The sequence below is a fragment of the Streptomyces sp. NPDC021100 genome (assembly GCF_044333095.1).
In the GTDB taxonomy this organism is placed as follows: Bacteria; Actinomycetota; Actinomycetes; order Streptomycetales; family Streptomycetaceae; genus Streptomyces.
In genome coordinates, this window is the sequence record NZ_JBIRQH010000004.1 from 354,666 (window position 1) to 381,663 (window position 26,998).

General features: G+C 72.8%; 23 protein-coding genes, 1 tRNA gene and 1 pseudogene. 21 read left to right on the forward strand and 4 right to left on the reverse strand.

From position 1 onward, the window contains the following. Positions 1 to 240 precede the first annotated feature (240 nt). Positions 241 to 312: transfer RNA gene (locus tag ACH4PU_RS11070), tRNA-Val, on the forward strand. 41 nt (positions 313 to 353) lie between these two features. Here ACH4PU_RS11070 and ACH4PU_RS11075 read toward each other — a convergent pair. Beyond that, on the reverse strand, positions 354 to 1,079 hold the full coding sequence (locus ACH4PU_RS11075) for an exonuclease domain-containing protein (RefSeq protein WP_398269356.1): 726 nt from the start codon (positions 1,077 to 1,079) through the stop codon (positions 354 to 356). A 166-nt stretch (positions 1,080 to 1,245) separates the two neighbouring features. On the opposite strand from ACH4PU_RS11075, the gene ACH4PU_RS11080 reads away from it, so the two are divergent. The 6 genes from ACH4PU_RS11080 to ACH4PU_RS11105 all read left to right on the forward strand — a co-directional run bounded on the left by ACH4PU_RS11080 (position 1,246) and on the right by ACH4PU_RS11105 (position 7,845). Continuing rightward, on the forward strand, positions 1,246 to 1,848 hold the full coding sequence (locus ACH4PU_RS11080; RefSeq protein ID WP_398269359.1) for a DUF4365 domain-containing protein: 603 nt from the start codon (positions 1,246 to 1,248) through the stop codon (positions 1,846 to 1,848). Continuing rightward, the gene (locus tag ACH4PU_RS11085) at positions 1,848 to 3,014 is read left to right on the forward strand and encodes a hypothetical protein (protein ID WP_398269362.1); all 1,167 of its coding nucleotides are present in this window, start codon (positions 1,848 to 1,850) and stop codon (positions 3,012 to 3,014) included. The genes ACH4PU_RS11080 and ACH4PU_RS11085 overlap by 1 nt, the downstream gene beginning before the upstream one ends. Positions 3,015 to 3,095: 81 nt before the next feature. After that, complete coding sequence (gene thrS, locus ACH4PU_RS11090) at positions 3,096 to 5,075, forward strand: threonine--tRNA ligase (protein WP_398269364.1); 1,980 nt, start codon at positions 3,096 to 3,098, stop codon at positions 5,073 to 5,075. 68 nt (positions 5,076 to 5,143) lie between these two features. Beyond that, the gene (locus ACH4PU_RS11095; RefSeq protein WP_398269366.1) at positions 5,144 to 5,704 is read left to right on the forward strand and encodes an HIT family protein; all 561 of its coding nucleotides are present in this window, start codon (positions 5,144 to 5,146) and stop codon (positions 5,702 to 5,704) included. Positions 5,705 to 5,800: 96 nt separating this feature from the next. Beyond that, entirely contained in the window at positions 5,801 to 6,589 is a 789-nt protein-coding gene (locus tag ACH4PU_RS11100; protein WP_398269369.1) for a polysaccharide deacetylase family protein, read from the forward strand. Then, positions 6,589 to 7,845: a beta-propeller fold lactonase family protein gene (locus ACH4PU_RS11105; RefSeq protein WP_398269371.1), complete on the forward strand. Its 1,257-nt coding sequence runs from the start codon at positions 6,589 to 6,591 to the stop codon at positions 7,843 to 7,845. The genes ACH4PU_RS11100 and ACH4PU_RS11105 overlap by 1 nt, the downstream gene beginning before the upstream one ends. A 16-nt stretch (positions 7,846 to 7,861) precedes the next feature. Here ACH4PU_RS11105 and ACH4PU_RS11110 read toward each other — a convergent pair whose 3' ends face one another. Together ACH4PU_RS11110 and ACH4PU_RS11115 are read right to left on the reverse strand one after the other, a co-directional pair. Continuing rightward, the gene (locus tag ACH4PU_RS11110) at positions 7,862 to 9,511 is read right to left on the reverse strand and encodes a hypothetical protein (protein ID WP_398269373.1); all 1,650 of its coding nucleotides are present in this window, start codon (positions 9,509 to 9,511) and stop codon (positions 7,862 to 7,864) included. Between the two features lie 183 nt (positions 9,512 to 9,694). Then, the gene (locus tag ACH4PU_RS11115) at positions 9,695 to 11,908 is read right to left on the reverse strand and encodes an elongation factor G-like protein EF-G2 (RefSeq protein WP_398269376.1); all 2,214 of its coding nucleotides are present in this window, start codon (positions 11,906 to 11,908) and stop codon (positions 9,695 to 9,697) included. A gap of 317 nt (positions 11,909 to 12,225) precedes the next feature. On the opposite strand from ACH4PU_RS11115, the gene pgsA reads away from it, so the two are divergent. The 3 genes and pseudogenes from pgsA to ACH4PU_RS11130 all read left to right on the forward strand — a co-directional run bounded on the left by pgsA (position 12,226) and on the right by ACH4PU_RS11130 (position 15,547). Beyond that, entirely contained in the window at positions 12,226 to 12,891 is a 666-nt protein-coding gene (gene pgsA, locus ACH4PU_RS11120) for a phosphatidylinositol phosphate synthase (RefSeq protein WP_398269378.1), read from the forward strand. Next, a pseudogene (locus ACH4PU_RS11125) lies at positions 12,888 to 13,832 on the forward strand (phosphatidylinositol mannoside acyltransferase); the annotation flags it as partial. The gene pgsA and the pseudogene ACH4PU_RS11125, both read left to right, overlap by 4 nt. Positions 13,833 to 14,071: 239 nt before the next feature. Beyond that, the gene (locus ACH4PU_RS11130; protein WP_398269381.1) at positions 14,072 to 15,547 is read left to right on the forward strand and encodes a glycosyltransferase family 4 protein; all 1,476 of its coding nucleotides are present in this window, start codon (positions 14,072 to 14,074) and stop codon (positions 15,545 to 15,547) included. 412 nt (positions 15,548 to 15,959) lie between these two features. Here ACH4PU_RS11130 and ACH4PU_RS11135 read toward each other — a convergent pair whose 3' ends face one another. Further along, on the reverse strand, positions 15,960 to 16,646 hold the full coding sequence (locus tag ACH4PU_RS11135) for a VC0807 family protein (RefSeq protein WP_398269383.1): 687 nt from the start codon (positions 16,644 to 16,646) through the stop codon (positions 15,960 to 15,962). Positions 16,647 to 16,900: 254 nt separating this feature from the next. Here ACH4PU_RS11135 and ACH4PU_RS11140 point away from each other — a divergent pair, with 254 nt between their 5' ends. The 11 genes from ACH4PU_RS11140 to ACH4PU_RS11190 all read left to right on the forward strand — a co-directional run bounded on the left by ACH4PU_RS11140 (position 16,901) and on the right by ACH4PU_RS11190 (position 26,987). Continuing rightward, positions 16,901 to 17,455, forward strand: a complete 555-nt coding sequence (locus tag ACH4PU_RS11140; RefSeq protein WP_185943568.1) for a hypothetical protein — start codon at positions 16,901 to 16,903, stop codon at positions 17,453 to 17,455. Positions 17,456 to 17,685: 230 nt separating this feature from the next. Beyond that, positions 17,686 to 18,594: a pyridoxal 5'-phosphate synthase lyase subunit PdxS gene (gene pdxS / locus ACH4PU_RS11145; RefSeq protein WP_398269386.1), complete on the forward strand. Its 909-nt coding sequence runs from the start codon at positions 17,686 to 17,688 to the stop codon at positions 18,592 to 18,594. Between the two features lie 80 nt (positions 18,595 to 18,674). Further along, positions 18,675 to 19,268, forward strand: a complete 594-nt coding sequence (gene pdxT, locus ACH4PU_RS11150; RefSeq protein WP_398269388.1) for a pyridoxal 5'-phosphate synthase glutaminase subunit PdxT — start codon at positions 18,675 to 18,677, stop codon at positions 19,266 to 19,268. Between the two features lie 58 nt (positions 19,269 to 19,326). Next, positions 19,327 to 20,079 carry a YebC/PmpR family DNA-binding transcriptional regulator gene (locus ACH4PU_RS11155; protein ID WP_398269391.1) on the forward strand — a complete coding sequence of 251 codons (753 nt, stop codon included), beginning with the start codon at positions 19,327 to 19,329 and terminating at the stop codon, positions 20,077 to 20,079. A gap of 201 nt (positions 20,080 to 20,280) precedes the next feature. Then, positions 20,281 to 20,832: a crossover junction endodeoxyribonuclease RuvC gene (gene ruvC / locus ACH4PU_RS11160; RefSeq protein WP_398269394.1), complete on the forward strand. Its 552-nt coding sequence runs from the start codon at positions 20,281 to 20,283 to the stop codon at positions 20,830 to 20,832. Further along, positions 20,829 to 21,443: a Holliday junction branch migration protein RuvA gene (gene ruvA / locus ACH4PU_RS11165; RefSeq protein WP_398269397.1), complete on the forward strand. Its 615-nt coding sequence runs from the start codon at positions 20,829 to 20,831 to the stop codon at positions 21,441 to 21,443. The genes ruvC and ruvA overlap by 4 nt, the downstream gene beginning before the upstream one ends. 130 nt (positions 21,444 to 21,573) lie before the next feature. Further along, positions 21,574 to 22,653: a Holliday junction branch migration DNA helicase RuvB gene (gene ruvB / locus ACH4PU_RS11170; RefSeq protein WP_398269400.1), complete on the forward strand. Its 1,080-nt coding sequence runs from the start codon at positions 21,574 to 21,576 to the stop codon at positions 22,651 to 22,653. Between the two features lie 164 nt (positions 22,654 to 22,817). Further along, positions 22,818 to 23,363, forward strand: a complete 546-nt coding sequence (gene yajC / locus ACH4PU_RS11175; protein WP_398269403.1) for a preprotein translocase subunit YajC — start codon at positions 22,818 to 22,820, stop codon at positions 23,361 to 23,363. A gap of 147 nt (positions 23,364 to 23,510) precedes the next feature. Next, entirely contained in the window at positions 23,511 to 25,289 is a 1,779-nt protein-coding gene (secD, locus tag ACH4PU_RS11180; protein ID WP_398269405.1) for a protein translocase subunit SecD, read from the forward strand. A gap of 1 nt (position 25,290) precedes the next feature. Continuing rightward, a complete protein-coding gene (gene secF, locus ACH4PU_RS11185; RefSeq protein WP_398269407.1) occupies positions 25,291 to 26,424 on the forward strand; it encodes a protein translocase subunit SecF in 1,134 nt (377 codons plus the stop codon). Further along, the gene (locus ACH4PU_RS11190) at positions 26,421 to 26,987 is read left to right on the forward strand and encodes an adenine phosphoribosyltransferase (RefSeq protein WP_398269410.1); all 567 of its coding nucleotides are present in this window, start codon (positions 26,421 to 26,423) and stop codon (positions 26,985 to 26,987) included. The genes secF and ACH4PU_RS11190 overlap by 4 nt, the downstream gene beginning before the upstream one ends. Positions 26,988 to 26,998 lie beyond the last annotated feature (11 nt).

Below are 26,998 nucleotides of genomic sequence, written 5' to 3' on the forward strand. Positions count from 1 at the left end.
CCCCCGAAACCGCGCTTCGCGCGGTTGTCCTCAATCGCCGGACGGGCTGATATACAGCCCGTCCGGCGATTGAGGACGAGCGCCGGAGCCGCGACAAGCGGGGTCTGGGGCGCAGCCCCAGGAAACGGCGAAGGGGCGGGTCCGGGGCATCCCCCTCCGGCCCCCGGCCGGAATTTGATGGAGGGCCGCTCCGACCTGTATTGTTCAGTGCGTTCCCGGGGGCAACCCCGAGAAACTCCCGGGCGATTAGCTCAGCGGGAGAGCGCTTCGTTCACACCGAAGAGGTCACTGGTTCGATCCCAGTATCGCCCACACACCACGAGGCCGGTCCTTCACCAGAAGGACCGGCCTCGTCATGCTGCCGACGGCAACTCCGCCCGCACCGGCCACGCCGGATCGCACTGCTCCTCCGAACCGTTCCTCGCGAACCACGCCTGGAGCCCGCGCGCCTGCGCCGCGTGCCACACCGCCTGGCGCGCGTGCAGCTCCGCCACGCTCAGCCGTTCCAGCCGCACCGCGAACCGCTGCCCTATCGCCCGGGCCACCGCCATCGCGGCGGTCGCGTCCGCCGCCGCGTCGTGAGCGCCCGTCAGCTCGACCCCGTACTGCGCGCACAGGTCGGACAGCGTCCGACGGCCCTTGCGGTAGCGGTCCAGGTGCTTGTCCAGCACCCAGGGGTCGAGGACGCAGAGCGGCGCGGACCCCAGGTACGACGCGAGCGACGCGGCGCGGTGCCGGCGCAACTCCCGGTCCAGCAGGGTCAGGTCGAACGGCGCGTTCATCACCACCAGGGGGGTCCCCGCCGCCGACTGCTCGGCCAGGGCCCGGGCCACCTCCTCCATCACCGGCGCGGGCCACCGCCCGAACCGCTGGAGGTGCACGTCCGTCAGCCCGTGTATCGCCGTGGCGCCCTCCGGCACCGGGACGCCCGGATTGACCAGCCAACGGGTGACCGCCGGCGAGGCCCCCGCCCGTGACTGCACCACCAGGGCCGCGGACACGATGCGGTCGTGCTCGACGTCCACCCCGGTGGTCTCCGTGTCGAAGGCGGCGAGCGGCCCCTCGAACCAGCTCGGCATGTCACAACTCCTCGCGCTTGACCGGAATTTGGCGTGAATCCCCTCCCTCCGTCGAGTGATACCCGGTCTCAGTGCGGCCCGAACCGCCCTTGTTTGCGAAGGAGTTCGGGTGGAGAAAACAGCGGTGTAGACACCGGTGGACGCGCTCCCGGAAGGTGTTTCGGACATGGCCCTCATCCGGCCCGAACCGGCCGTTCCGGCCGACGGGCCACCCCGCGCCGACGGGCGGCGCCCCCCGCACGGCCCCGCCCCGCCCCGCCGCGGCACCCTGGCCACCACCGCCTGCATGGAGACGCTCCAGATCGGCCATCTGCACGCCGTCGCCGCGGCGGCCGGCTGCACCCTCGCCCAGCCCTTTCCCGACCACGGCATCGACTGGCACGTCAGCCACACCGCCCCCGGGCACACCACCGATGACGAGGTCACCATCAAGGTGCAGCTCAAGGCCACCTACCAGGTGCCGCCCCGGCCGCCCGGCACCACCTTCCCCTTCACGCTCGACAACGAGCACCTCGTCAAGCTCGCCCGCACCCCCGTGGCCGTCCACCGCATCCTCGTCGTCATGCTCGTCCCCCGCGCCAGGGACGACTGGGTCCACGCCGGCCCGGACCGGCTCGCCGTCCGGCACTGCTGCTACTGGACCAACCTCGCCGGCCACCCGGTCACCGGCCGGCACAGAACCACCGTGCGAATCCCCACCGCGCACGTCTTCGACGACCACGCCCTCTGCGAGATCATGACGCGCGTCGGGGCGGGAGGGAGACCCTGATGCGACCGTCGGCCGACGCACCCCGTCCCGCCGAACCCGCCGTTCTCGCCGCCCTGCTGGCCCGCCACGGCTGGCGCCGTCGCGGCGGAACCCCCGGACGCTACGGCCGCTGGACCCCGCCCCCATCGAACGGCACCAGCGGCCCCGGCCTCCTCGTCCCCGAGGACCCCGCCCTCCCCGACACCGCCGACCTCCTCGCCGAGGCCCGCACCGCCCTGGAACGCAGCGCCGACCCCACCGCCCGCCACATCCTCCTCGCCCTCGGCACACCCGGCGACGAGATCCGCTGCGCACGCCGGACCCCCGCGCCCGACGCCGACTGGGCCGCCCAGGACCGGCTGCGCGCCGGCGTCCGCGCCCTGCTGACCGCCGGCGCCCTCGCCGCCCGCGCGGCCGCCGGCCACCACGGCGCCCGCCACCGCCGCACGGCCGAGGCCGCCCTCGCCGGACTGCTGCTCGGCCCCGCGAGCTCGGCCCGCGAACTGACCGTCCTCGCCCCGCTCGGACCCGGCCCCACCGACGGCCGTCCGGCCGTGGCCGCCCTGCTCACCGCGCTGTACGCCGCGCGCGACGCCACCGACTACCAGCGCGCCACCGGACGTACCGACGCGTTCACCGCCGCCGTGCGGGCGGGCGTCTGCCGGGAGCTGACCGAAGCCCTCGTCGCGCTGGTCACCGGGACCGAGGGGATCCGCGTCCGGTTCCACTGGGCCCCCGCCGCCGGGCCGCCGCCGGGCCACGCCGCCCACCCCGAGCCGGTGGAGTTCTCCCCCGGGGACCTGCCCGCCCTGCGCGCCGCGAGCGCCCGCTACCTGCACGGCGAACCCGCCGTCCCCGTCCGCCTCACCGGGACCGTGGTCCACCTGTGGCGCGAGACCCCGGGCGGCGGCGGCAGCGTGCGGCTCCGGGTGCTCTCCGGGGCGGACGTCGCGGAAGTCCGCGCCGACCTCGGCGAGCCGGACTACCGCGCCGCCGGCCACGCCCACCTGGCGGGCCGGCCCGTACGCCTCGACGGCCGGCTGGAGAGCGGCGGCGGTTTCCGCCGGCTCGCGGGTGCCGGGGGAGTGCTGCCCCTGCCGGTGGACGACGCCGAACGGGAGCGGCTGCTGAAGGCCCTCCACACCGACCCGGACGGCTTCGGGGCCCGGGACGGGGACGGCGTCTGACCGTTTAGCGGCCCGGGCGCCGGGCTCGGTACGATTCAGACGCGCAGCGTCCGCTGCCGTGCCCAGAGTCAGGAGAGTCCGGTGTCAGACGTCCGTGTGATCATCCAACGCGATTCCGAGCGGGAAGAGCGCGTGGTGACGACGGGCACCACCGCGGCCGACCTCTTCGCCGGCGAGCGCACCATCGTCGCGGCGCGGGTGGCGGGTCAGCTGAAGGACCTGGCGTACGAGGTCGCGGACGGCGACGAGGTGGAGCCGGTCGAGATCTCGTCCCCGGACGGCCTCGACATCCTCCGCCACTCGACCGCGCACGTCATGGCCCAGGCCGTGCAGGAGCTCTTCCCCGAGGCCAAGCTGGGCATCGGCCCGCCGGTCAAGGACGGCTTCTACTACGACTTCGACGTCGAGAAGCCCTTCACCCCCGACGATCTCAAGCTCATCGAGAAGAAGATGCAGGAGATCCAGAAGCGGGGCCAGCGCTTCTCCCGCCGCGTCGTCACCGACGAGGCCGCCCGCGAGGAGCTCGCCGGCGAGCCCTACAAGCTGGAGCTGATCGGGCTCAAGGGCTCCGCCTCCCAGGAGGACGGCGCCAACGTCGAGGTGGGCGCCGGCGCGCTCACCATCTACGACAACCTGGACGCGAAGACCGGCGAGCTGTGCTGGAAGGACCTCTGCCGCGGTCCGCACCTGCCGACGACCCGCGTCATCCCGGCGTTCAAGCTGATGCGCAACGCGGGCGCGTACTGGCGCGGCAGCGAGCGGAACCCCATGCTCCAGCGCATCTACGGCACCGCGTGGCCGACGAAGGACGAGCTCAAGGCGTACGTCGAGTTCCTCGCCGAGGCCGAGCGCCGCGACCACCGCAAGCTCGGTGCCGAGCTGGACCTCTTCTCCTTCCCGGACGAGCTGGGCCCGGGCCTGGCGGTGTTCCATCCCAAGGGCGGCATCGTCCGCAAGGAGATGGAGACCTACTCGCGCAAGAAGCACGAGAACTCCGGCTACGAGTTCGTCAACACCCCGCACATCACGAAGGAACACCTCTTCGAGACCTCGGGGCATCTGCCGCACTACGCGGAAGGCATGTTCCCGCCCATCGAGTTCGACGGGCAGAACTACCGGCTCAAGGCCATGAACTGCCCGATGCACAACCTGATCTTCAAGTCGCGCGGGCGTTCCTACCGTGAGCTGCCGCTGCGCCTCTTCGAGTTCGGTACGGTCTACCGCTACGAGAAGTCCGGCGTCGTCCACGGCCTGACCCGCTCCCGCGGCTTCACGCAGGACGACTCGCACATCTACTGCACCAAGGAGCAGATGCCGGACGAGCTCGACACGCTCCTCACCTTCGTGCTCGACCTGCTGCGCGACTACGGTCTGACCGACTTCGAGCTGGAGCTCTCGACCCGCGACCCCGAGTCGGACAAGTTCATCGGCTCGGACGAGGAGTGGGAGGAGGCCACCGAGGCGCTGCGCCTTGCCGCCGAGAAGCAGGGGCTTCCGCTGACCCCGGACCCGGGCGGGGCCGCTTTCTACGGCCCGAAGATCTCGGTGCAGGCGAAGGACGCGATCGGCCGTTCCTGGCAGATGTCGACCCTCCAGGTCGACTTCAACCAGCCCCGCCGGTTCGGCCTGGAGTACACGGCGGCGGACGGCTCGCGTCAGCAGCCGGTCATGATCCACCGGGCGCTCTTCGGCAGCATCGAGCGCTTCTTCGGCGTGCTGCTGGAGCACTACGCGGGCGCCTTCCCGGCGTGGCTGGCCCCGGTGCAGGCGGTCGGCATCCCGATCGGCGACGCCCACGTCCCGTACCTGCAGGAGTTCGCCGCCGAGGCGAAGAAGAAGGGCCTGCGGGTGGAGGTGGACGCCTCCTCGGACCGGATGCAGAAGAAGATCCGGAACGCCCAGAAGTCCAAGGTCCCGTTCATGATCATCGCCGGTGACGAGGACGTGGCCAACGGCGCCGTCTCCTTCCGCTACCGCGACGGTTCGCAGAAGAACGGCATCCCGAAGGACGAGGCCCTGGCCGAGCTCCTCGATGTCGTGGAGCGCCGCGTCCAGGTGTGACGCGCTCCGGTGTGTGGCGAGGGGCGGCCCCTACAGGGCCGCCCCTCGCCGCGTCCCCGCCAAGGAATATGCTGCTCACCATGACGAGTGAGCCGGAGCAGCAGATCGGAGTCGGGTCCCCGGACGCCTTCCAGCGCCTGTGGACGCCCCACCGGATGGCCTACATCCAGGGGGAGAACAAGCCCAGCGGGCCCGGTGCCGGCGACGGCTGCCCGTTCTGCTCCATTCCGGAGAAGTCGGACGAGGACGGGCTGATCATCGCCCGGGGCGAGCGCGTCTACGCGGTGCTCAACCTCTACCCGTACAACGGCGGGCACCTGATGGTCGTCCCGTTCCGGCACGTCGCCGACTACACGGAGCTCGACGCGGCGGAGACGGCCGAGCTGGCCGACTTCACCAAGCGGGCGATGCGGGCGCTGCGCGAGGCGTCCGGGGCGCACGGGTTCAACATCGGGATGAACCAGGGGGGCGTCGCGGGGGCGGGGATCGCCGCGCACCTGCACCAGCACGTCGTCCCCCGTTGGGGCGGGGACACCAATTTCCTGCCGGTCATCGGCCACACCAAGGTGCTGCCCCAACTCCTCGCCGACACGCGGAAGATGCTGGCCGACGCCTGGCCGGAGGCGTAGCCGCCGGGGTGCCGGCCGGGGGCGCGGCGGGGACACGCGCCGGTCCCTTGAGTCGGAAATCACCACAAAACCGTACAAAAAGGCTCTAATGGTGCGGTGACCTTCCCGCATCGCCGTACCCTGCTGCGCGCAGCCGCGAGCGGTGTCCTCGCCGGACTGGCGGGGGCACCGCTCGTCGGCTGTGACGAGGAGCGGCGGCCCGCCGCCGGGGCGCGGGCGTCCGACCGCGCGGCGCCGCCGGGGTCCGTCGCCCGGCCGCCCGCCCTGCCGCCGCTGCCGGCCGGGCTGCCCGCGCAGATCGAGAACGGGCCGCGCGACCGCAAGGCCGTCGCCCTCACCTTCCACGGCCGGGGCGACGCGAACACCGCGACCGGCTGCCTGGCCGAGGCCGAACGGGCGGGAGCGCGGGTGACCGTGCTCGCGGTGGGGGACTGGCTGGACGCCCAGCCGCAGCTGGCCCGCCGGGTGCTGGACGGCGGGCACGAACTCGGCAACCACACCATGCGCCACCTGGACATCTGCTCGATGAGCGCCACGGCCGCGTACGCCGAGATCACCGAGTGCGCGGAGCGGCTGCGCCGGCTGACCGGAGGCATCGGGCGCTGGTTCCGGCCGTCGAAGACGCGGCTCGCCACCGAGCAGGTGGTGGCGCTGGCGCGCAGGGCGGGCTACCCGCACCTTCTGTCGTACGACGTCGACTCCCTCGACTTCACCGATCCGGGCGCGGCGGCCGTCGGGCGCGCCGTGCTGGACGGGGTGCGTCCGGGGTCGGTGGTGAGTCTGCACTTCGGGCATCCCGGCACGGTGGCCGCGCTGCCCGCGATCCTCGACGGCCTGCACCGCCGCGGTCTGCGTGCGGTGACGACTTCGGAGCTGCTGACCTGATGATCCAGTTCTCGCACGTCCGTCCCCGTCTCCGTCCTCCTTTCCGCCCCGGTGACCGGCCCCGCCCGCGCCGGCTGCCGCGCGGGCTCCGCCGGATCGCGGTGCTCGCCGCCGGCGGGGTGCTGCTGGCCGCGGCCGGCTGCGGCGGCGGCAGCAGCGACGAGGCCGCCGGGCGCCGTCCACACCCCGAGCAGCAGCGGCAGGGCGCGGCGCGCGGGGTGCCGCAGGGGCTGCCGGGGATGCCGCCGCTGCTGGACCCGAACGACGTGTACGCGGCGGACCGGCCGAACGCGCTGTCCCCGGTGGTGAAGGACTTCCCGTCCCGGGTGTACGTGCCGAACACGGAGTCGGACACGGTCAGCGTCATCGATCCCACGACGTACAAGGTGATCGAGACGATCCCGGTGGGGTCGCAGCCGCAGCACGTGGTGCCGTCGTGGGATCTGAAGACGCTGTGGGTCAACAACGACCGGGGGCACACGCTGACGCCGATCGACCCGGCGACGGGCCGGGCGGGCAAGACCGTGCAGGTGCACGACCCGTACAACCTCTACTTCACGCCGGACGGCAAGTACGCGGTGGTGATGGCGTCGATGGACCGGGAGCTGGTGTTCCGGGACGCGCACACCATGAAGCGGAAGAAGACGGTTCCGGTGAGCTGCCTGGGCGTCAACCACGCGGACTTCTCGCCGGACGGGCGGTACTTCATCGTCTCCTGTGAATTCTCGGGCGAGCTGCTGAAGGTCGACACGGAGAAGATGAAGGTCATCGGGCAGCAGAAGCTGCCGTTCGACGGGGCGATGCCGCAGGACGTGAAGATCGCCTCGGACGGGCGGACCTGGTACATCGCCGACATGATGGCCGACGGGCTGTGGGTGCTGGACGGGGACAAGTTCACCGAGCCGTGGCTGATGCCCACCGGCAAGGGGGCGCACGGCCTCTATGTGAGCCGGGACTCCAAGTCGATGTACATCTCCAACCGGGGCGAGGGCTCGATCTCGGTGCTCGACCTGAAGAGCCGCAAGCTGGTGCACAAGTGGGAACTGCCGGACGGCGGCAGCCCGGACATGGGCGGGGTGTCGGCGGACGGCAAGGTGCTGTGGCTGTCCGGGCGGTACAACAGCGAGGTGTACGCGATCGACACCACGGACGGGCACCAGATCGCCCGCATCCCGGTGGGCGCGGGGCCGCACGGGCTCGCCGTCTATCCGCAGCCCGGGCGGTACTCGCTGGGGCACACCGGGATCTTCCGGTGAGTCCCGCCTCGTCCGACTACGCGTTGTAGACGTCGGCCTGACGGGGTGACAGGTCCTGGACGGCGCCGCTGAGGCTGCCGGCGCGGCTGCTGAAGCGCTCGGTGTTCACCCCGTGTTCGGCGAGGAAGCGCACGGCGGTCTCGTGCACCACGCGGAGGACGGGGGTGGCGGCCCGCAGGGCGTCGTCGGCCATGAAGCGGTGGCGCCAGGGCTTGTCGGCCCAGGCGTGCCGCAGGCCGAAGGGCTCGGGGAGGACGAGCTTGCCGCCCCAGTACTCCAGCAGCGGCGGGTACCAGGTCAGGGGGGCTCGGGCGGCCAGCCGGACGACCTCGCGGGCCTCGACGACCGGGAGTTGGCGCTCCCAGGTCTCCCAGAACTTGAGGCCCTTGCGGAAGGTCTTGGTGCGGTTCTTCGGCTTCCCGTTGAAGACCGGGTGGATCGGGCCGAGGGCGTGGCCGGTGACCTCGATGCGCAGTGTCTTGTGCAGGACGGTCACGTTGATGAGCAGCGTGATGACCAACTGGCCGTCCCAGAGGACGAACTGGACGCCGAGGTAGTGGCGGTCGCCGCTGCCGAAGTGCTGCTCGTTGCAAATCTTCTGGAGGGCGGCGCCCCTTATCTGGAAGGAGGCGTCCGCACTGGCGGGCCGGGAGACGGCGCCGGCGCCCTCGCCGATGGGGGAGACCACCCAGTGCTCGACGAAGGGCGGGGTCAGGCCGCCGGTGTTGATGGGCGTGCGTTCGAGCAGGCGCAGCTGGTCGTGGACGGCGCGCATGATGTCCCAGCTGCGGAAGGGGTGGATCTCCTTGTCGGGATCGGCGGGGGCCAGTTCCTCGGCGAGCTGCCAGCTGCCCCAGCGGGTGCCCATGCCGAGTATGCCCTTGGGGCCGGCGTAGAAGACGACGTTGCTCTTCTGCTCGGCGGAGAGGCGCTCCAGGTTCTGCCGGAGCTGTTCGGCGGCGCTCTCGCCGGGGTTCTTGGGGACGGCCTCGGGGATCTTGGCGCCGATGCCGCCGCCGTCCAGCAGGCCGGTCCAGCGGCCGCGGAGGTCCTTGGCGGTGCGTTCGCAGATGGTCTTGGCCCAGGCCCAGCCGATGATGGGGGCGACCATCATGGCGCGGAGGTAGACGCCGAGGAAGCCGTGGAAGGGCATCTTGACCATGAGGACGGCGCCGAGGACGGCGAGGACCAGCAGGAGCGCGGTGCCGAGGGCGCCGATGCGCTTGTTCTGCGCGCCGGCGAGGGTGCGGCGGAGCTGGAAGACGCCGAGCCAGATGAGGACGCCGGGCAGGAAGAGCACGCCGAAGACCACCATGAGGACGGTCAGCCGGGCGTCGCGCTGTCTGCGGATGCGGCTGGCGGCGAGGCAGTGCTCGACGATGACCTGCGGTTCGGTGCCGAAGGACTGGATGAGCGGCTTCCGGCCGCCGCCGAGCATCCGCTGCTGCACGGCGCGGGCGAACGCCTCGCCGAGGTTGGGCTCGAAGAGGGAGATACGGGGTGGCTTGACGGAGGAGGTGGCCCAGTCGGAGTTGGCCTTGAGGAGCTCCTCCATCGGCCCGTCGCGATAGGCGGCGGAGGCGAGCGCCTGCGTCGCCGCGGTCTGCCCCGCCCCGCCCGAGATGGGGATCTGGGCGCCCGGGCTGAAGTCGAACCCGTCTGTCACTGATGCCCCCCAAGGCGCACGCCGCTGCTGCGACGGCCCGGACCGGCTGTCCGTCCGCGCTCGTTGCCGGTGCGGTGGACGCCGGAGGGCCGCGTGCCCAGCGTAACGGTGCGGACCACCGCCTGTCGCAGGGGATGGGAAAGCCGCCCGCTCCGGAACGAGTTGGAGTGGGCGGCTTGTGAACTATGCGTCGTTCTGCTGCTGTTCGCGTACGCGGTCGGCGACCTGCTGCGGCATCGGCTCGTGCCGGGCGTACGCGCGGCTGAACCGCCCCGTGCCGTGCGACAGCGAGCGCAGGTCCACCGCGTACCGGCCGATCTCCAGCTCGGGCACCTCCGCGCGGATCAGCGTCCGGCCGCCCGGCGACTGCTCGGTGCCCACCACCCGGCCGCGCCGCCCGGACAGGTCGCTCATCACCGGGCCCACGAACTCGTCGGCGACCAGCACCCGTACCTCCGCGACCGGTTCCAGCAGGTGCACCCGGGCCGCGGCGGCCGCCTCGCGGAGGGCGAGGGCGCCGGCCGTCTGGAACGCCGCGTCGGACGAGTCCACCGAGTGCGCCTTGCCGTCGAGGAGGGTGACCCGGACGTCCACCAGCGGACAGCCGGCCACGACGCCCTTCACCGCCTGGGCCCGCACCCCCTTCTCCACGGAGGGGATGAACTGCCGCGGCACCGCCCCGCCGACCACCTTGTCCACGAACTCGATGCCCGAACCGCCGGGCAGCGGCTCCACCTCGATCTCGCAGATCGCGAACTGGCCGTGGCCGCCCGACTGCTTGACGTGCCGGCCGCGCCCGGCCGCCTTCCCCCCGAACGTCTCCCGCAGCTCCACCCGGTGCGGCACCACGTCGACCTGAACGCCGTAGCGGGTGCGCAGCCGCTCCAGCGCCACGTCCCGGTGGGCCTCGCCGAGGCACCAGAGGACGACCTGGTGGGTGTGGCGGTTGTGCTCCAGCCGCATCGTGGGGTCCTCGGCGACCAGCCGGGACAGGCCCTGCGACAGCTTGTCCTCGTCCGCCTTGCTGTGCGCCTGGATGGCCACCGGCAGCAGCGGGTCGGGCATGAGCCAGGGCTCCATGCGCAGCGGCCGGCCGGGGGAGGAGAGGGTGTCGCCGGTCTCCGCCCGGACCAGTTTGGCGACGCAGGCGATGTCGCCGGCGACGGCCTGGGGGAGCGGGCGCTGCTGCTTGCCGAACGGGGACGAGAGGGCGCCGACCCGCTCGTCCGCCTCGTGGTCCTCGTGCCCCCGGTCCGCGAGGCCGTGGCCGGAGACGTGCACGGTCTCGTCGGGGCGCAGGGTGCCCGAGAAGACGCGGACGAGCGAGATCCGGCCGACGTACGGGTCGGAGGCGGTCCTGATCACCTCGGCCGCGAGCGGACCGGCCGGGTCGCAGGTCAGCGCGGGCAGCGGGGAGCCGTCGAGCCCGGTGACCACCGGGATCTCGCGCTCGGCCGGGGTGGGGAAGCCGCCGGTGACCAGCTCCAGCAGCTCCACCGTGCCCAGCCCCTGGCGGGCGCCGTCCACGGCCGGGGCGGCGGGCAGCACGGGGTGGAACGAGCCGCGCGCCACCGCCCGTTCCAGATCCTCGATCAGGGTCTTGACGTCGATGTCCTCGCCCCCGAGGTAGCGGTCCATGAGGGTCTCGTCCTCGCTCTCGGCGATGATCCCCTCGATGAGCCGGTTGCGGGCCTCCTCCAGCACCGGGAGCAGGTCCGGGCCCGGCTCGGCCTCGGTGCGCTCGCCGGCCGCGTAGTCGAAGACGCGGCGGGAGAGCAGGCCGGTCAGGCCGGTGACGGGCCGGTGCCCGTCGGGGCCCGCGGGGCCGTGCACCGGGAGGTAGAGCGGCAGCACGCTCTCGGGGGAGTCACCGCCGAAGGCGGCGCGGCAGGTCTCCGTCATGGCGTCGAAGTCCGCCCGCGCCGCCTCCAGGTGCGTCACCACGATCGCGCGCGGCATGCCCACGGCCGCGCACTCCTCCCACAGGGCGCGGGTGGCGCCGGAGACGCCCTCGCCGCCCTCCGCCGCCGACACCACGAACAGCGCGGCGTCGGCCGCCCGCAGCCCGGCCCGCAGCTCCCCGACGAAGTCGGCGTAGCCGGGGGTGTCCAGCAGATTGATCCTGATGCCCGACCACTCCACCGGGACCACCGACAACTGCACCGAGCGCTGCTGGCGGTGCTCGATCTCGTCGTAGTCGGAGAGGGCGGCGCCGTCCTCGACCCGGCCCGCGCGGGTGACCGCGCCGGTGGCCAGGGCCAGTGCCTCCACGAGGGTCGTCTTGCCGGAACCGCTGTGGCCGACCAGCACCACGTTGCGTAGGTCGCCGGGCCGGTCGGCCGCCGCTGCTCTGCCGGCGGCCCCGGGGTGACCGGTGTGGTTCGTCTTCTCGCCCATGTGCCTCGCCTTCCGGTTGACACCTTGCGATCCTTCGAGCTTTCCACCGTGGTCACGCTGCGTCCATACGTCGCACACGGTGGCGCGACCGCCCGCCCCGGCGCGCGCCGCCGTCGGCGCTCCCCCGGGGAGCGCGGCCATTCGGGTGGCGCGCCCCGCCGTGCCGGGCCGTGCTCCGCCCCGCTCCGCCCGCGGAGTGATCCGTGCCATGGCCGAGGTGCCCGACGTGGGCGCGGCGGGCTCCCGCGGCCTGGCTACGATGGGCCAGCCGGTGGCCCTTCGGCCACGCGGCCCGCACACGACCCTCCGGGAAGGCCATGCTGAACAAGTACGCGCGTGCGTTCTTCACGCGTGTTCTCACGCCGTTCGCCGCCCTGCTCATCCGCCTCGGCGTCAGTCCCGACGCGGTGACCCTCATCGGTACCGGTGGTGTGGTGGCGGGGGCGCTGGTCTTCTACCCCCTGGGCGAGTTCTTCTGGGGCACGGTCACCATCACCCTCTTCGTCTTCTCCGACCTGGTCGACGGGAACATGGCGCGGCAGCTCGGCCGCTCCAGCCGGTGGGGGGCGTTCCTCGACTCGACGCTGGACCGGGTGGCCGACGCGGCCATCTTCGGCGGACTCGCCCTCTGGTACGCGAGCTACGAGGGGCACGACATCCTGCTGTGCGCGGTGTCGATCTTCTGCCTCGCCAGCGGCCAGGTGGTGTCGTACACCAAGGCGCGCGGGGAGAGCATCGGCCTCCCGGTGAAGGTGAACGGTCTGGTCGAGCGTGCGGAGCGGCTGGTCATCTCGCTTGTGGCGTGCGGGCTCTCCGGGCTGCACACGTTCGGCGTCCCGGGCATCCAGGTGCTGCTGCCGATCGCGTTGTGGATCGTGGCCGCGGGCAGTCTCGTGACACTGATCCAGCGCGTGGTGACCGTCCGCCGCGAGGCGGCCGAGGCGGACGCCGCGCTGCCGGTGGGAGGGGGAGAGACCGGGTGAAGGACCAGCTGACGGACGCCCTGTACGGGCTGGGGTGGGGTGCCGTCAAGCGGCTCCCGGAACCGGTGGCGACGCGGCTGGGCCGCGAGATCGCCGATGCCGCCTGGCGGCGGCGGGGCAAGGGGGTGCTCCGGCTGGAGGCCAACCTCGCCCGGGTCGTCCCCGACGCCTCGCCCGCCCGCCTCGCCCGGCTGTCCCGGGAGGGCATGCGCTCCTACATGCGCTACTGGATGGAATCCTTCCGGCTGCCGGCCTGGAGCCGTGAGCGGGTCCGCGCCGGATTCGCGCCCGAGGGCCTGCACCACCTGGAGAAGGCGCTGGCCGACGGGCGTGGTGTGATCCTCGCCCTGCCCCACATGGGCAACTACGACCTGGCCGGCGCCTGGGTCACCACCCGGCTGGGCGTGCCCTTCACCACCGTCGCCGAGCGGCTGAAGCCGGAGTCGCTCTACGACCGCTTCGTGGCCTACCGCGAGGGCCTCGGTATGGAGGTCCTCCCGCACGCCGGGGGCACCGCCTTCGGCGTCCTCTCCCGCCGGCTGCGGGCCGGCGGGATGGTCTGCCTGGTCGCCGACCGGGACCTGTCCGCCCACGGCATAGAGGTCTCCTTCTTCGGCGAGGCCGCCAAGATGCCCGGCGGCCCGGCCCGGCTGGCCGTCCAGACCGGCGCCGTCCTGCTGCCCGTCACCCTCTGGTACGACCGCTCCCCGGTGCTCCAGGGGCGGGTGCACCCGCCCGTCGAGGTCCCGGAGACCGGCACCCGCCCGGAGAAGGCCGCCGCGATGACCCAGGCCCTGGCCGACGCGTTCGCCTCCGGCATCGCCGAGCACCCACAGGACTGGCACATGCTCCAGCGCCTCTGGCTCGCCGACCTGGCCCCGACGGGGGACGGGCCGAACACGGACGGCGGGCCGGGCTCGGCCGCCGGGCCGGGCTCGGACGCCGGTCCCCGCCCGGCCGTCGGCCCGGGAGCCGCCGTCGGCCCAGGTGCCGACGACGAACCGCGCCCGGACGCCGGTTCGGGCTCCGGTGCCGGCTCGCGCTCCGACGCCCGATCGGGCACCGACTCGGCGGCGGGTTCCGCGTCGGGCTCGCACCCCGACGCCGGTCCGAGCCCCGACCCGGCGCCGGGTCCTGACGGCGGCTCGCATCCGGGCGCCGGCCCCGGAACGGAGGCGCCGTGAGGATCGGGATCGTCTGCCCCTACTCGTGGGACGTGCCCGGCGGCGTCCAGTTCCACATCCGCGACCTCGCCGAACACCTCATCCGGCGGGGACACGAGGTCTCCGTCCTGGCCCCGGCGGACGACGGGACGCCGCTGCCGCCCTTCGTGGTCTCCGCCGGCCGGGCCGTCCCCGTCCCCTACAACGGCTCGGTGGCCCGCCTCAACTTCGGTTTCCTCTCCGCCGCCCGGGTGCGCCGCTGGCTCCACGACGGCGACTTCGACGTCATCCACATCCACGAACCCACCTCCCCCTCGCTGGGCCTGCTGGCCTGCTGGGCCGCCCAGGGGCCCATCGTCGCCACCTTCCACACCTCCAACCCCCGCTCGCGGGCGATGATCGCCGCCTATCCGATCCTCCAGCCCGCCCTGGAGAAGATCAGCGCGCGCATCGCCGTGAGCGAGTACGCCCGCAGGACCCTGGTCGAGCACCTGGGCGGGGACGCGGTCGTCATCCCCAACGGCGTCGACGTCGACTTCTTCGCCCGCGCCGAGCCGCGCCCGGAGTGGACGGGCGTGGGGACGGGGGCGAGTGCCGGTGACCGCACGGGCGGGAGCCCGGCCTCCGGCGGGAATCCGGATCCCGCCGCGCCCTCGACTCCCGGCGCGCCTTCGGCTTCCGCTGCGCGGGCGTCCGGTGCCGCCGAGCCCGCTGCCCCGGAGCCCGGGGCCGGGCGACCGGGCGCACCCCAGTCCGTTGACCCCCGCCTCGGTGCGGCGGGCTCCGCCGCCGCGGCCCCCGGGGACCCTGCCGCCGCCGCTCCCGAGGGCGAGGGAGACCCCGGCCCGAGCTCCCTCCCCACAGGCGTTTCCACCGGCCCCACGCGCCCGGCGACGATCGGCTTCATCGGCCGGATCGACGAGCCCCGCAAGGGCCTGCCCGTCCTGATGCGCGCCCTGCCGAAGATCCTCGCCGAGCGCCCCGGCACCCGGCTGCTGGTGGCCGGCCGCGGCGACGAGGAGGAGGCCGTCGCCGCCCTGCCCCCCGAAGCGCGGGACGCCGTCGAGTTCCTCGGCATGATCAGCGACGAGGACAAGGCCCGGCTGCTCCGCAGCGTCGACCTCTATGTGGCTCCCAACACCGGCGGTGAGTCGTTCGGCATCATCCTCGTCGAGGCGATGTCGGCCGGCGCTCCCGTCCTCGCCAGCGACTTGGACGCCTTCGCCCAGGTCCTCGACCGGGGCGCCGCCGGCGAGCTGTTCGCCAACGAGGACGCCGACGCGCTGGCCGCCACGGCCGTCCGCCTCCTCGCCGACCCCGCCCGCCGGGCGGAACTGAGCGAGCGGGGCAGCCGGCACGTCCGGCGCTTCGACTGGTCGACCGTCGGCGCCGACATCCTCGCCGTCTACGAGACGGTCACCGCCGGCGCGGCCTCCGTGGCCACGGACGAACGGACCGGCCTGCGGGCCCGGCTGGGCCTTGCCCGGGACTGAACCCGGGCCGGGGCGCGTGGCCCGGCCCCGGCCCCGGTCCCGGTCCCGGCCACGGATCCCCCCCCGGCCGTCCCGGTCCGGTTCCATGGCGACCGGCCCTGGGACCCGCTCATCCCCTACCGGCCGGGCGCCGGAGGGACAGCCCAGGACGGCCGTGAAGGCCGTAGCCGGCATGCCCGTACACGGTTCCCGTTCCCGGAGCCGGACCCCCGTACCGGCCCCGATTCCCAAGACCGCGACGTGCAACGGCCGGGCAGCGCTCCGGTCCTCCCGTCGCGCCGTGAGTGCACCCGGACGCCGGCTTCGGCAGCTTTCCCGTCGCCCCGGCACCGCGTCCGCCGGCCTGACGGACGTGGCGGCCGGAGCCCCCGGGCCCCCGACGCCGCGCCCCGAGTGCCCGCCGGCCCCCGGTTCACACCGGGTCCGGGGCCCGGTCCCGTATCTCCGCCTCCGCCGGTTCCCGGAAGCCGAACAGCGGTATCCCGTGCCGGTCGCGGAACCGCCGGCTGCGGCGGATGCTGAGGACCGCCACCGCGCCCACGACGGCCAGTGACTGGACGCGGCCCAGCAGCGGTACCGCGTCGACGGGCAGGAGCAGCGCCTCCGTCGTGCTCAGCAGCGCGTCGAGCAGTTCCGCGGCGGCCCACAGCAGGGTGAGCGACCGCAGCGCCTGCCGGAAGGCGGAGGACTCCCGCCAGTACCGCTCCGCCCGCTCGGCCGCCGCGCCCGAGCGGAACTGGTGGCCGAACTGGAAGGCGAACGGCCGGGCGGTCCACAGGGTCGCTCCCATGCCCAGCCCGAGAGCCGCCGGGAGTGCCGCGTCCTTCAGCAGCAGCACCCGGGGATCCCCGCTGACCAGCGAGGTCGCCGCGGATATGACCAGCAGGCCGATCACCAGCAGGTCGATGTATCCGACCCGGTGGTCCCTGACGGCCGCCGTAACGGAGTGCGCGACCGGCGGGAGGCTGCTGAGGAGCAACGCCTGCCACGCGGGGGCTCCCTGGGCGCGGAGCACGTAGTACAGCACCAGCGGGAGGACGATGACGACGATCGGTGTGGTGAGCAGGGCGCGCCTGGCGCGCGGGACGTGCGGTCGCATGGGGCGACCCCCTTGCCTCGACGGTTTCCCGGGAGTGGCGAAACCCCGCCGCGAGGACGGGAGTTCTGCCACTCACGACGCTAGGCGCGGGCCGGGTGGAGACGGATCGGAGCACGGGTCGATTCCTCCGGGACCCGTCTCCACCCGTCGTCCACCCACGGGTGGAGAGGCCGCCGGAGGAGCCCGGGGAGGCGGTCCGGGGAGCCCGGGGAGGTGGCCGTCGGCCGCCGCCCGGGCGGGTACTGTGACCCGGCGTGACGGATTCTCTCTGGATCTTCGTGTGGACGGTGGCCGCCTTGGTCCTCGTCGGCATCTACCTCAGCTGGACCGCCGGCCGCCTGGACCGCCTGCACAGCCGCATCGACGCGGCGCGCGCCGCTCTGGACGCCCAACTGCTGCGCCGCGCCTCGGTCGCCCAGGAGCTCGCCACCGCCGGGGTCCTCGACCCGGCCGCGTCGATCGTCCTCTACCAGGCCGCGCACGCGGCCCGGCAGGCGGAGGAGGAGCAGCGGGAGGTGGCCGAGAGCGAGCTGAGCCAGGCGCTGCGCGCGGTCTTCGCCGAGACCGCGCAGACGACGGCCGTCCGCGAGGCGCCGGGCGGGGAGGAGTCCCTGGTGGAGCTCGACCAGGCGGTCCGCCGGGTGCCGATGGCCCGCCGCTTCCACAACGACGCGGTCCGCGCCGCCCGGGCCGTGCGCCGCCACCGGGTGGTGCGCTGGTTCCGGCTGGCCGGTCACGCCCCCTTCCCGCTCGCCTTCGAGATGGACGACGAGCCCCCCGCGGCCCTCGTCGACCGGCCGGGCGGCTGACGGCCGCCGGCACACGCCCCGCCCCCGTACCCCACTGGGACGGACCACCTCCGGCCTCGCCCCCGTAGCCCGCAGGAACGACCACCTCCCGCCCCGCCCCCGTACCCCGCCGGGACGGGCCACCTCCCGCCCCGCACAGGCCACCCACCCGAAATTGGCCCTTTCACCCCACCGCCCGGACGGCTTTGATGACGCTGCAGGATCAACGCCCCGGATAGTGAGGTCGCATCGTGTCCACCACCAGCACGTCCCCCAACCCCGAGACCGGCACCGCGCGCGTCAAGCGCGGCATGGCCGAGCAGCTCAAGGGCGGCGTGATCATGGACGTCGTCAACGCCGAGCAGGCGAAGATCGCCGAAGACGCGGGCGCGGTGGCGGTCATGGCCCTGGAGCGGGTTCCGGCCGACATCCGCAAGGACGGCGGCGTGGCCCGGATGTCGGACCCGAACATGATCGAAGAGATCATCGGCGCCGTCTCCATCCCCGTGATGGCCAAGTCCCGCATCGGGCACTTCGTCGAGGCCCAGGTCCTCCAGTCGCTCGGTGTCGACTACATCGACGAGTCCGAGGTCCTGACCCCGGCCGACGAGGTCAACCACAGCGACAAGTGGGCGTTCACCACCCCGTTCGTCTGCGGCGCCACCAACCTGGGCGAGGCCCTGCGCCGCATCGCCGAGGGCGCGGCCATGATCCGCTCCAAGGGCGAGGCCGGCACCGGCAACGTCGTCGAGGCCGTCCGCCACCTGCGCCAGATCAAGAACGAGATCGGCAAGCTGCGCGCCCTCGACAACAACGAGCTGTTCGCCGCCGCCAAGGAGCTGCGCGCCCCGTACGAGCTGGTCAAGGAGGTCGCCGAGCTCGGCAAGCTGCCGGTCGTGCTGTTCTCCGCCGGTGGTGTCGCCACCCCGGCCGACGCCGCGCTGATGCGCCAGCTCGGCGCCGAGGGCGTCTTCGTCGGCTCCGGCATCTTCAAGTCCGGCGACCCGGCCAAGCGCGCCGCGGCCATCGTGAAGGCCACCACCTTCTACGACGACCCGAAGGTCATCGCGGACGCCTCCCGCAACCTGGGCGAGGCCATGGTCGGCATCAACTGCGACACCCTCCCCGAGACCGAGCGGTACGCCAACCGCGGCTGGTAGTCCCCGCAGTCCCCGGTGGGCGGCCCGCGGCACAGGCGCGGGCCGCCCACCGGCCCGTACGACCGAGAGGCAGGACGATCGTGTCCACCCCCACCATCGGTGTCCTCGCCCTCCAGGGCGACGTCCGCGAGCACCTCGTGGCCCTGGCGGCCGCCGACGCGACGGCCCGTCCGGTCCGCCGCCCCGAGGAGCTCGCCGAGGTCGACGGCCTGGTGATACCCGGCGGCGAGTCCACCACCATGTCCAAGCTGGCCGTGGTGTTCGGCATGCTGGAACCGCTCCGGGAGCGGGTGCGGTCCGGGATGCCCGTCTACGGCACCTGCGCCGGCATGATCATGCTCGCCGACAAGATCCTGGACGGCCGTGAGGACCAGGAGACTCTGGGCGGCATCGACATGATCGTGCGCCGCAACGCCTTCGGCCGCCAGAACGAGTCGTTCGAGGCGTCGGTCGAGATGACCGGTGTGCCGGGCGGCCCGGTCGAGGGCGTCTTCATCCGGGCCCCCTGGGTCGAGTCCACCGGGGCGCCCGTCGAGGTCCTGGCCGTGCACGACGGCCACACGGTGGCCGTGCGGCAGGGGAACGTGCTGGCCACGTCCTTCCATCCGGAGCTGACCGGAGACCACCGGGTGCACGGGCTGTTCGTGGACATGGTCCGCGCCTCGCGCGGCTGAGATCCCGGTAGGATCTCTGTCGTTCGTTCAGTATGGGTTACGCGAAGGAGACAGGCGGATGTCCGGCCACTCTAAATGGGCTACGACGAAGCACAAGAAGGCCGTGATCGATGCCAAGCGCGGCAAGCTCTTCGCGAAGCTGATCAAGAACATCGAGGTCGCGGCCCGCATGGGCGGCGTCGACATCGACGGCAACCCGACCCTCTACGACGCCATCCAGAAGGCGAAGAAGCAGTCGGTCCCGAACAAGAACATCGATTCCGCGGTCAAGCGCGGTGGCGGCCTGGAGGCCGGTGGCGCCGACTACGAGACGATCATGTACGAGGGCTACGGCCCCAACGGCGTGGCCGTCCTCATCGAGTGCCTCACCGACAACCGCAACCGCGCCGCCGGTGACGTCCGCGTCGCCATGACCCGCAACGGCGGCTCGATGGCCGACCCGGGCTCGGTCTCCTACCTGTTCAACCGCAAGGGCGTCGTCATCGTCCCCAAGGGCGAGCTGACCGAGGACGACGTCCTCGGCGCGGTCCTGGACGCGGGCGCCGAGGAGGTCAACGACCTCGGCGAGAGCTTCGAGGTCCTCAGCGAGGCCACCGACCTGGTCGCGGTCCGCACCGCGCTCCAGGAGGCGGGCATCGACTACGACTCCGCCGAGGCCAACTTCGTCCCCACCATGCAGGTGCAGCTGGACGAGGAGGGCGCGCGCAAGATCTTCAAGCTGATCGACGCCCTGGAGGACAGCGACGACGTGCAGAACGTCTTCGCCAACTTCGACGTCTCCGACGACGTCATGGCGAAGGTCGACGCCTGATCCCCGGGGACGCCCGATCCTCAGTGGACGCCTGGTCCTCAGCAGGCGCGTGATCCTCAGCGGGCGCCTGGCGCACGACAGTCGAGCGGCCGCCGACGGGCCGACGGGACACCTCCCGTCGGCCCGTCGCGCTGTCGGTTCCGGGGCGTTGTCAGTGCCGCCCGGTAGCCTGCCGGAACAGTTGACCGAAGGAGGGGCGCGGTGCGCGTGCTGGGGGTGGACCCGGGGCTGACGCGGTGCGGCGTCGGCGTCGTCGAGGGCACGGCGGGACGCCCGCTGCGCATGCTGGGCGTCGGCGTCGTCCGGACGCCCGCCGAGGCGGACACCGCCGAGCGGCTGGTGCTCGTGGAGCGCGGCATAGAGGCGTGGCTGGACGAGCACCGGCCCGAGTACGTCGCCGTCGAGCGGGTGTTCAGCCAGCACAATGTGCGCACGGTCATGGGCACCGCCCAGGCCAGCGCCGTCGCCATGCTGTGCGCCGCCCGCCGCGGGCTGCCCGTCGCCCTGCACACCCCCAGCGAGGTCAAGGCGGCCGTCACCGGCTCGGGACGGGCCGACAAGGCGCAGGTCGGTTCCATGGTCACCCGGCTGCTCCGGCTCGACGCGCCCCCCAAGCCGGCCGACGCCGCCGACGCCCTCGCCCTGGCCATCTGTCACATCTGGCGCGCCCCCGCCACGGGCCGCCTCCAGCAGGCGGTCGCCGCCCACCGCCGCACCACCGCTCCCGTACGCCTTCCGAAGGGCACCCGATGATCGCCTTCGTCTCCGGCCCCGTCGCCGCCCTCGCCCCGGACACCGCCGTCGTCGAGGTCGGCGGCGTCGGCATGGCCGTCCAGTGCACGCCCACCACGCTCTCCACGCTGCGCGTGGGGGAGCCGGCGCGGCTGGCCACCTCCCTCGTCGTCCGCGAGGACTCCCTGACCCTCTACGGCTTCGCCGACGACGACGAGCGGCAGACCTTCGAGCTGCTGCAGACCGCCAGCGGCGTCGGCCCGCGGCTCGCCCAGGCCATGCTGGCCGTGCACTCCCCGGACGCGCTGCGGCGCGCGTTCGCCGCGGGTGACGAGAAGGCGCTCACCGCCGTGCCGGGCATCGGCAAGAAGGGGGCGCAGAAGCTGCTGCTGGAGCTCAAGGACCGGCTGGGGGCGCCGGTCGGGTCCGCGCCGGCCGCCGCGGCCGTCTCCTCGGCTCCCGCCGGCTGGCGCGAGCAGTTGCACGCCGCGCTCGTCGGGCTCGGGTACGCGCCGCGCGACGCGGAGGAAGCGGTTGAGGCCGTGGCTCCGCAGGCGGCGGCCGCCGGGGGTGCACCGCAGGTCGGGCAGCTGTTGCGGGCTGCCTTGCAGAGCCTGAACCGGGCTCGGTGAGGAAGGGGGTCTCTCCCCGCCCCTACCCGTTTCTCGCGGGGGCGGGCCCCCGCGCCCCCAAACCGCGCTCCGCGCGGTTGTCCTCAAACGCCGGACGGGCTGGAACTGTCCCCAACCATGAGGTTTCACCGTGGACTTCGAAGCTCCCGCGGGCGAGCGGCTCGTCGGTGCCGTCGCCGATCATGACGACCAGGCCGTCGAAGCCGCCCTGCGGCCCAAGGACCTGGAGGAGTTCATCGGCCAGGAGCGCGTGCGCGAGCAGCTCGACCTGGTGCTGAAGGCGGCCCGGCAGCGCGGTGCCACCGCCGATCACGTCCTGCTCTCCGGCGCCCCGGGGCTCGGCAAGACCACCCTCTCGATGATCATCGCCGCCGAGATGGGCGCCCCCATCCGCATCACCTCCGGCCCCGCCATCCAGCACGCGGGTGACCTCGCCGCGATCCTCTCCTCGCTCACCGAGGGCGAGGTCCTCTTCCTCGACGAGATCCACCGGATGTCCCGGCCCGCCGAGGAGATGCTGTACATGGCGATGGAGGACTTCCGCGTCGACGTCATCGTCGGCAAGGGCCCAGGCGCCACCGCCATCCCCCTGGAGCTGCCGCCCTTCACCCTGGTCGGCGCCACCACCCGGGCCGGCCTGCTGCCGCCCCCGCTGCGCGACCGCTTCGGCTTCACCGGGCACATGGAGTTCTACGCCCCCGCCGAGCTGGAGCGCGTCGTCCGGCGGTCCGCCGGGCTGCTCGACGTGACCGTGGAGGACGGCGGGGCGGCCGAGATCGCCGGGCGTTCGCGCGGCACGCCCCGGATCGCCAACCGGCTGCTGCGCCGGGTCCGCGACTACGCGCAGGTGAAGGCCGACGGCCTGATCACCCGGGAGATCGCGGCGCAGGCCCTGGAGGTGTACGAGGTGGACGGCCGCGGCCTGGACCGGCTGGACCGGGCCGTGCTCACCGCGCTCCTCAAGCTGTTCGGCGGCGGCCCGGTCGGCCTGTCCACGCTGGCCGTGGCCGTCGGCGAGGAGCGCGAGACCGTCGAGGAGGTCGCCGAGCCCTTCCTCGTCCGGGAGGGGCTGCTGGCCCGCACCCCCAGAGGCCGGATCGCGACGCCCGCCGCCTGGGAGCACCTGGGGATGGTGCCGCCGCAGGTCGCCGGGGGTGCGGGCGGAGCCGGACAGGGCGGGCCCGGGCAGCGTTCCCTGTTCACGGAGTGACGGCGCGGGGGCTGGTCCGGCCAGGAACCGGGGTGCCATGCTGGGCGTTGTTCCATTGGTGCGGACTCGCTTAGACTCCGCCGATGCCGTCCGTATGGCGCGGCATACCACCCCCGTAGACCAGGCCGCATCCCCAAGCGGTCGTGTGAAGGAAATCCCGTCCCGTGAATATCGTGACTCTCCTGCCGTTCATCGTGCTCATCGGGGCCATGTTCCTGATGACCCGGTCGGCCAAGAACAAGCAGCGCCAGGCTGCGCAGATGCGCGACCACATGCAGCCGGGCACCGGTGTGCGGACGATCGGCGGCATGTACGCCACCGTCAAGGAGGTCAGCGAGGACTCCGTCCTCCTGGAGGTCGCCCCGGGCGTTCACGCGATCTACGCGAAGAACGCCATCGGTGCCGTCCTGCCGGACGACGAGTACAACCGCATCATCCACGGCATCGAGGGGTCCGACGACGACGCCCCGGTCGTCCCGGACGACCTCTCGTCCCTGACCGAGGGGGCCGACAAGGACGGGGTGGCCGAGAAGGCCGGCGAGAAGAAGATCGACCTCGGCAAGGACACCGCCGCCGACGCCCCCGCGAAGGCCGACGCCGCCGCGGAGGACAAGGCCGTGACGGCGGAGAAGCCCGCGGACGCCGCCAAGGCGGAGCCCAAGGCCGAGCCGAAGGACGGCAAGCGGGACGGCGACTCCGACGCGAAGTAGCCCCACCCCGAACCGCGACGCACCCACCGCTCGGTGCGTCGCGGTTCGCTGACGGTCTAGGCTCCGGCGGGGGGCAGGTCCCCACAAACTTCGTGGCCGCCCGGCGAACACCCGACGCCGGGCGGTTGGACAGGGAGAAACGACAAGGTGGCAGCACCGAAGAAGGGCCGCAGGTCCCCGGGCGGCCAGGGCAGGCCGGGCAGAGTCCTGGCCTTCATCCTGATCGCCATGGTGGCGCTCGTCGGGGGAATGTTCGCCTCCGGGCAGACCACCCCCCGCCTGGGCATCGACCTGGCGGGCGGCACGAGCTTCACGCTCGAGGCGAAGAACCAGCCGGGCCAGCCCAACGCGATCACCACGACCAACATGAACACGGCCGCGGGCATCATCGAGCGGCGTGTCAACGGTCTCGGCGTGACCGAGTCCGAGGTCCAGACGCAGGGCAAGAAGCACATCATCGTGAACATCCCCAAGGGGACGAACGCGAAGCAGGCCCGTGAGCAGGTCGGCACCACCGCCTCGCTCGCCTTCCGTCCGGTGCTGGTCGCCGCGCCCGCCGGCAAGCTGCCCGAGCCCACGCCGAGCGCGTCGGCCGGCACCGGCAAGGACAAGGGCGACAAGAGCAAGGACAAGGCGAAGGACGCCGAGAAGGACAAGAAGGGCAAGCCCTCCGGCACGCCCACCGCGTCCGCCCCCGGCTCCTCGGCCACCCCGTCCGGGTCCCACAGCCAGGGCCGCGCCGTCACGGAGGCCCTGAAGGCCCCGCAGGCGCCCAAGCCGCCCACGCCGTCCCCCAAGCCCTCGGACGGCGCCTCCAACGACCTGCAGAAGCAGTTCGCCGCCCTGGACTGCTCCACCAAGGAAGCCCGGTCCCAGGCGGCGAAGGCGGCCGGCGACGCCAAGCCCGAGAACGACATCGTGGTGTGCGACAAGGACGGCCAGGAGAAGCTGCTCCTCGGCCCCGTCGCCGTCAAGGGCGTGGACGTCACCGACGCCAAGGCCGCCCTCGACACCCAGCGGGCCACCGGCTGGCAGGTCCAGCTGAAGTTCAACGGCAGCGGTTCCAAGCAGTTCGCCGACATCACCGGCAAGCTCGCCGCCAAGCCCGATCCGCAGAACCGGTTCGCGATCGTCCTGGACGGCCAGGCCGTCTCCGCCCCCCGGGTCAACGGTCCGATCCCCGGCGGCAGCGCCGAGATCAGCGGCAACTTCGACCAGTCCAGCGCGGACGACCTCGCCAACATCCTGTCGTACGGTGCCCTGCCGCTGTCCTTCGACATCGTCACGGAGACCACCGTCTCCGCCGCGCTCGGCGGCGAGCAGCTGCGCGCCGGCCTGATCGCGGGCGCCATCGGCCTCGCGCTCGTCGTCATCTACCTGGTGGTCTACTACCGCGGCCTCGCGCTCGTCGCGCTCGCCAGCCTCGCGGCCTCGGCGGTCCTGACGTACACGATCATGGTGTTGCTCGGCAAGGCCATCGGGTTCGCCCTGAACCTCCCGGCCGTCTGCGGTGCCATCGTGGCCATCGGCATCACCGCCGACTCGTTCATCGTCTACTTCGAACGGGTCAGGGACGAGATCCGCGAGGGCCGCAGCCTGCGCCCCGCCGTGGAGCGCGGCTGGCCGCGCGCCCGCCGGACGATCCTGGTCTCCGACTTCGTGTCCTTCCTCGCCGCCGCGGTGCTCTTCATCGTCACCGTCGGCAAGGTCCAGGGCTTCGCGTTCACCCTCGGTCTGACCACGCTGCTCGACGTCGTCGTGGTCTTCCTCTTCACCAAGCCGCTGATGACGCTCCTGGCCCGCCGCAAGTTCTTCGCGAGCGGCCACCCGTGGTCCGGTCTCGACCCCAAGCGGCTCGGCGCCAAGCCGCCGCTGCGGGCCTCCCGCCGTCGTCCCTCCGCCCCTGTCGACCCGAAGGAGGCGTGAGATGTCACGACTCGGCACCCTCGGCGCCCGGCTCTACCGAGGCGAGGTCGGCTACGACTTCGTCGCCAAGCGGAAGATCTGGTACGGCATCTCGATCCTCATCACCATCACGGCCATCGTCGGCCTGGCGGTGCGCGGCCTGAACATGGGCATCGAGTTCTCCGGCGGCGCGATCTTCAACACCACCGACAAGACGTCGGTCTCGGTGGAGGCGGCCAAGGAGACGGTGGAGACCGCCTCGGGCCACACGGCGATCGTCCAGAAGACCGGTGAAGGCAAGCTGCGCGTCCAGGTCAGCGAGCTGGACGAGAAGAAGTCGCACGTCACCCAGGAGGCGCTGGCCAAGAAGCTCGGCGTCCACCCCGACAAGATCAACACCGACATCGTCGGCCCCAGCTGGGGTGAGGAGATCGCCGACAAGGCCTGGACCGGCCTCGGCGTCTTCATGATCCTGGTGGTGATCTACCTCGCCATCGCCTTCGAGTGGCGCATGGCGCTGGCAGCCCTCGTCGCCCTCATCCACGACCTCACCATCACCGTGGGCATCTACGCCCTCGTGGGCTTCGAGGTCACCCCGGGTACGGTCATCGGTCTGCTGACCATCCTCGGTTACTCGCTCTACGACACCGTCGTGGTCTTCGACGGCCTGAAGGAGAGCGCGAAGGACCTCACCAAGCAGACCCGCTGGACGTACAGCGAGATCGCCAACCGCAGCCTCAACGGCACCCTGGTGCGCTCCATCAACACCACGGTCGTCGCCCTGCTGCCGGTCGCCGGTCTGCTGTTCATCGGCGGCGGCTTCCTGGGCGCGGGCATGCTGAACGACATCTCGCTCGCCCTGTTCGTCGGCCTCGCGGCCGGCGCCTACTCGTCGATCTTCATCGCCACCCCGCTGGTCGCCGACCTCAAGGAACGCGACCCGCAGATGAAGGCCCTCACCCGGCGCGTCCACGCCAAGCGCGCCGCGCAGGCCGCCAAGGCGGACTCGGCGCAGGACGAGGGCGGGGCCCAGGAGGCCGACGAGGCCGACGAGGCCGAGGACGAGCCGCAGGACGCGTCCCCGGCCGGTGTGGTCGGGCAGCGCCGGCAGCCGGTGAGCCGCAACCGCGGCGGACGCGGGGGGAAGCGCCGATGACCGCCTGGAGCGCCGAAGGCGCCGCGGAGGGCCTGCGCGAGCTGCTGCTCGCCCGCATCCACGACGTGCCGGACTACCCGAAGCCGGGCGTGGTGTTCAAGGACATCACGCCACTGCTCGCCGACCCCGAGGCGTTCACCGCCCTCACCGAGGCGTTCGCCGAGCTGTGCGCCCGGTACCGGGCCGACAAGGTCGTCGGCCTGGAGGCCCGCGGCTTCATCCTGGCGGCCCCCGTGGCCGTCCGGGCCGGGGTCGGCTTCGTGCCCGTCCGCAAGGCCGGCAAGCTGCCCGGCGCGACCCTGTCGCAGGCGTACGAGCTGGAGTACGGCACGGCGGAGATCGAGATACACGCCGAGGCGTTCGCCCCCGGCGACCGGGTCCTGGTCATCGACGACGTGCTGGCCACGGGCGGCACCGCCGAGGCGTCGCTCCAGCTCATCCGCCGGGCCGGCGCCGAGCCCGTGGGCGTCGCCGTCCTGATGGAGCTGGGCTTCCTCCCCGGCCGTGAGCGGCTGGAGAAGGTGCTCGGCGACGCGCCGGTGGACGCGCTGATCCGCGTCTGAGCCGTACCGCA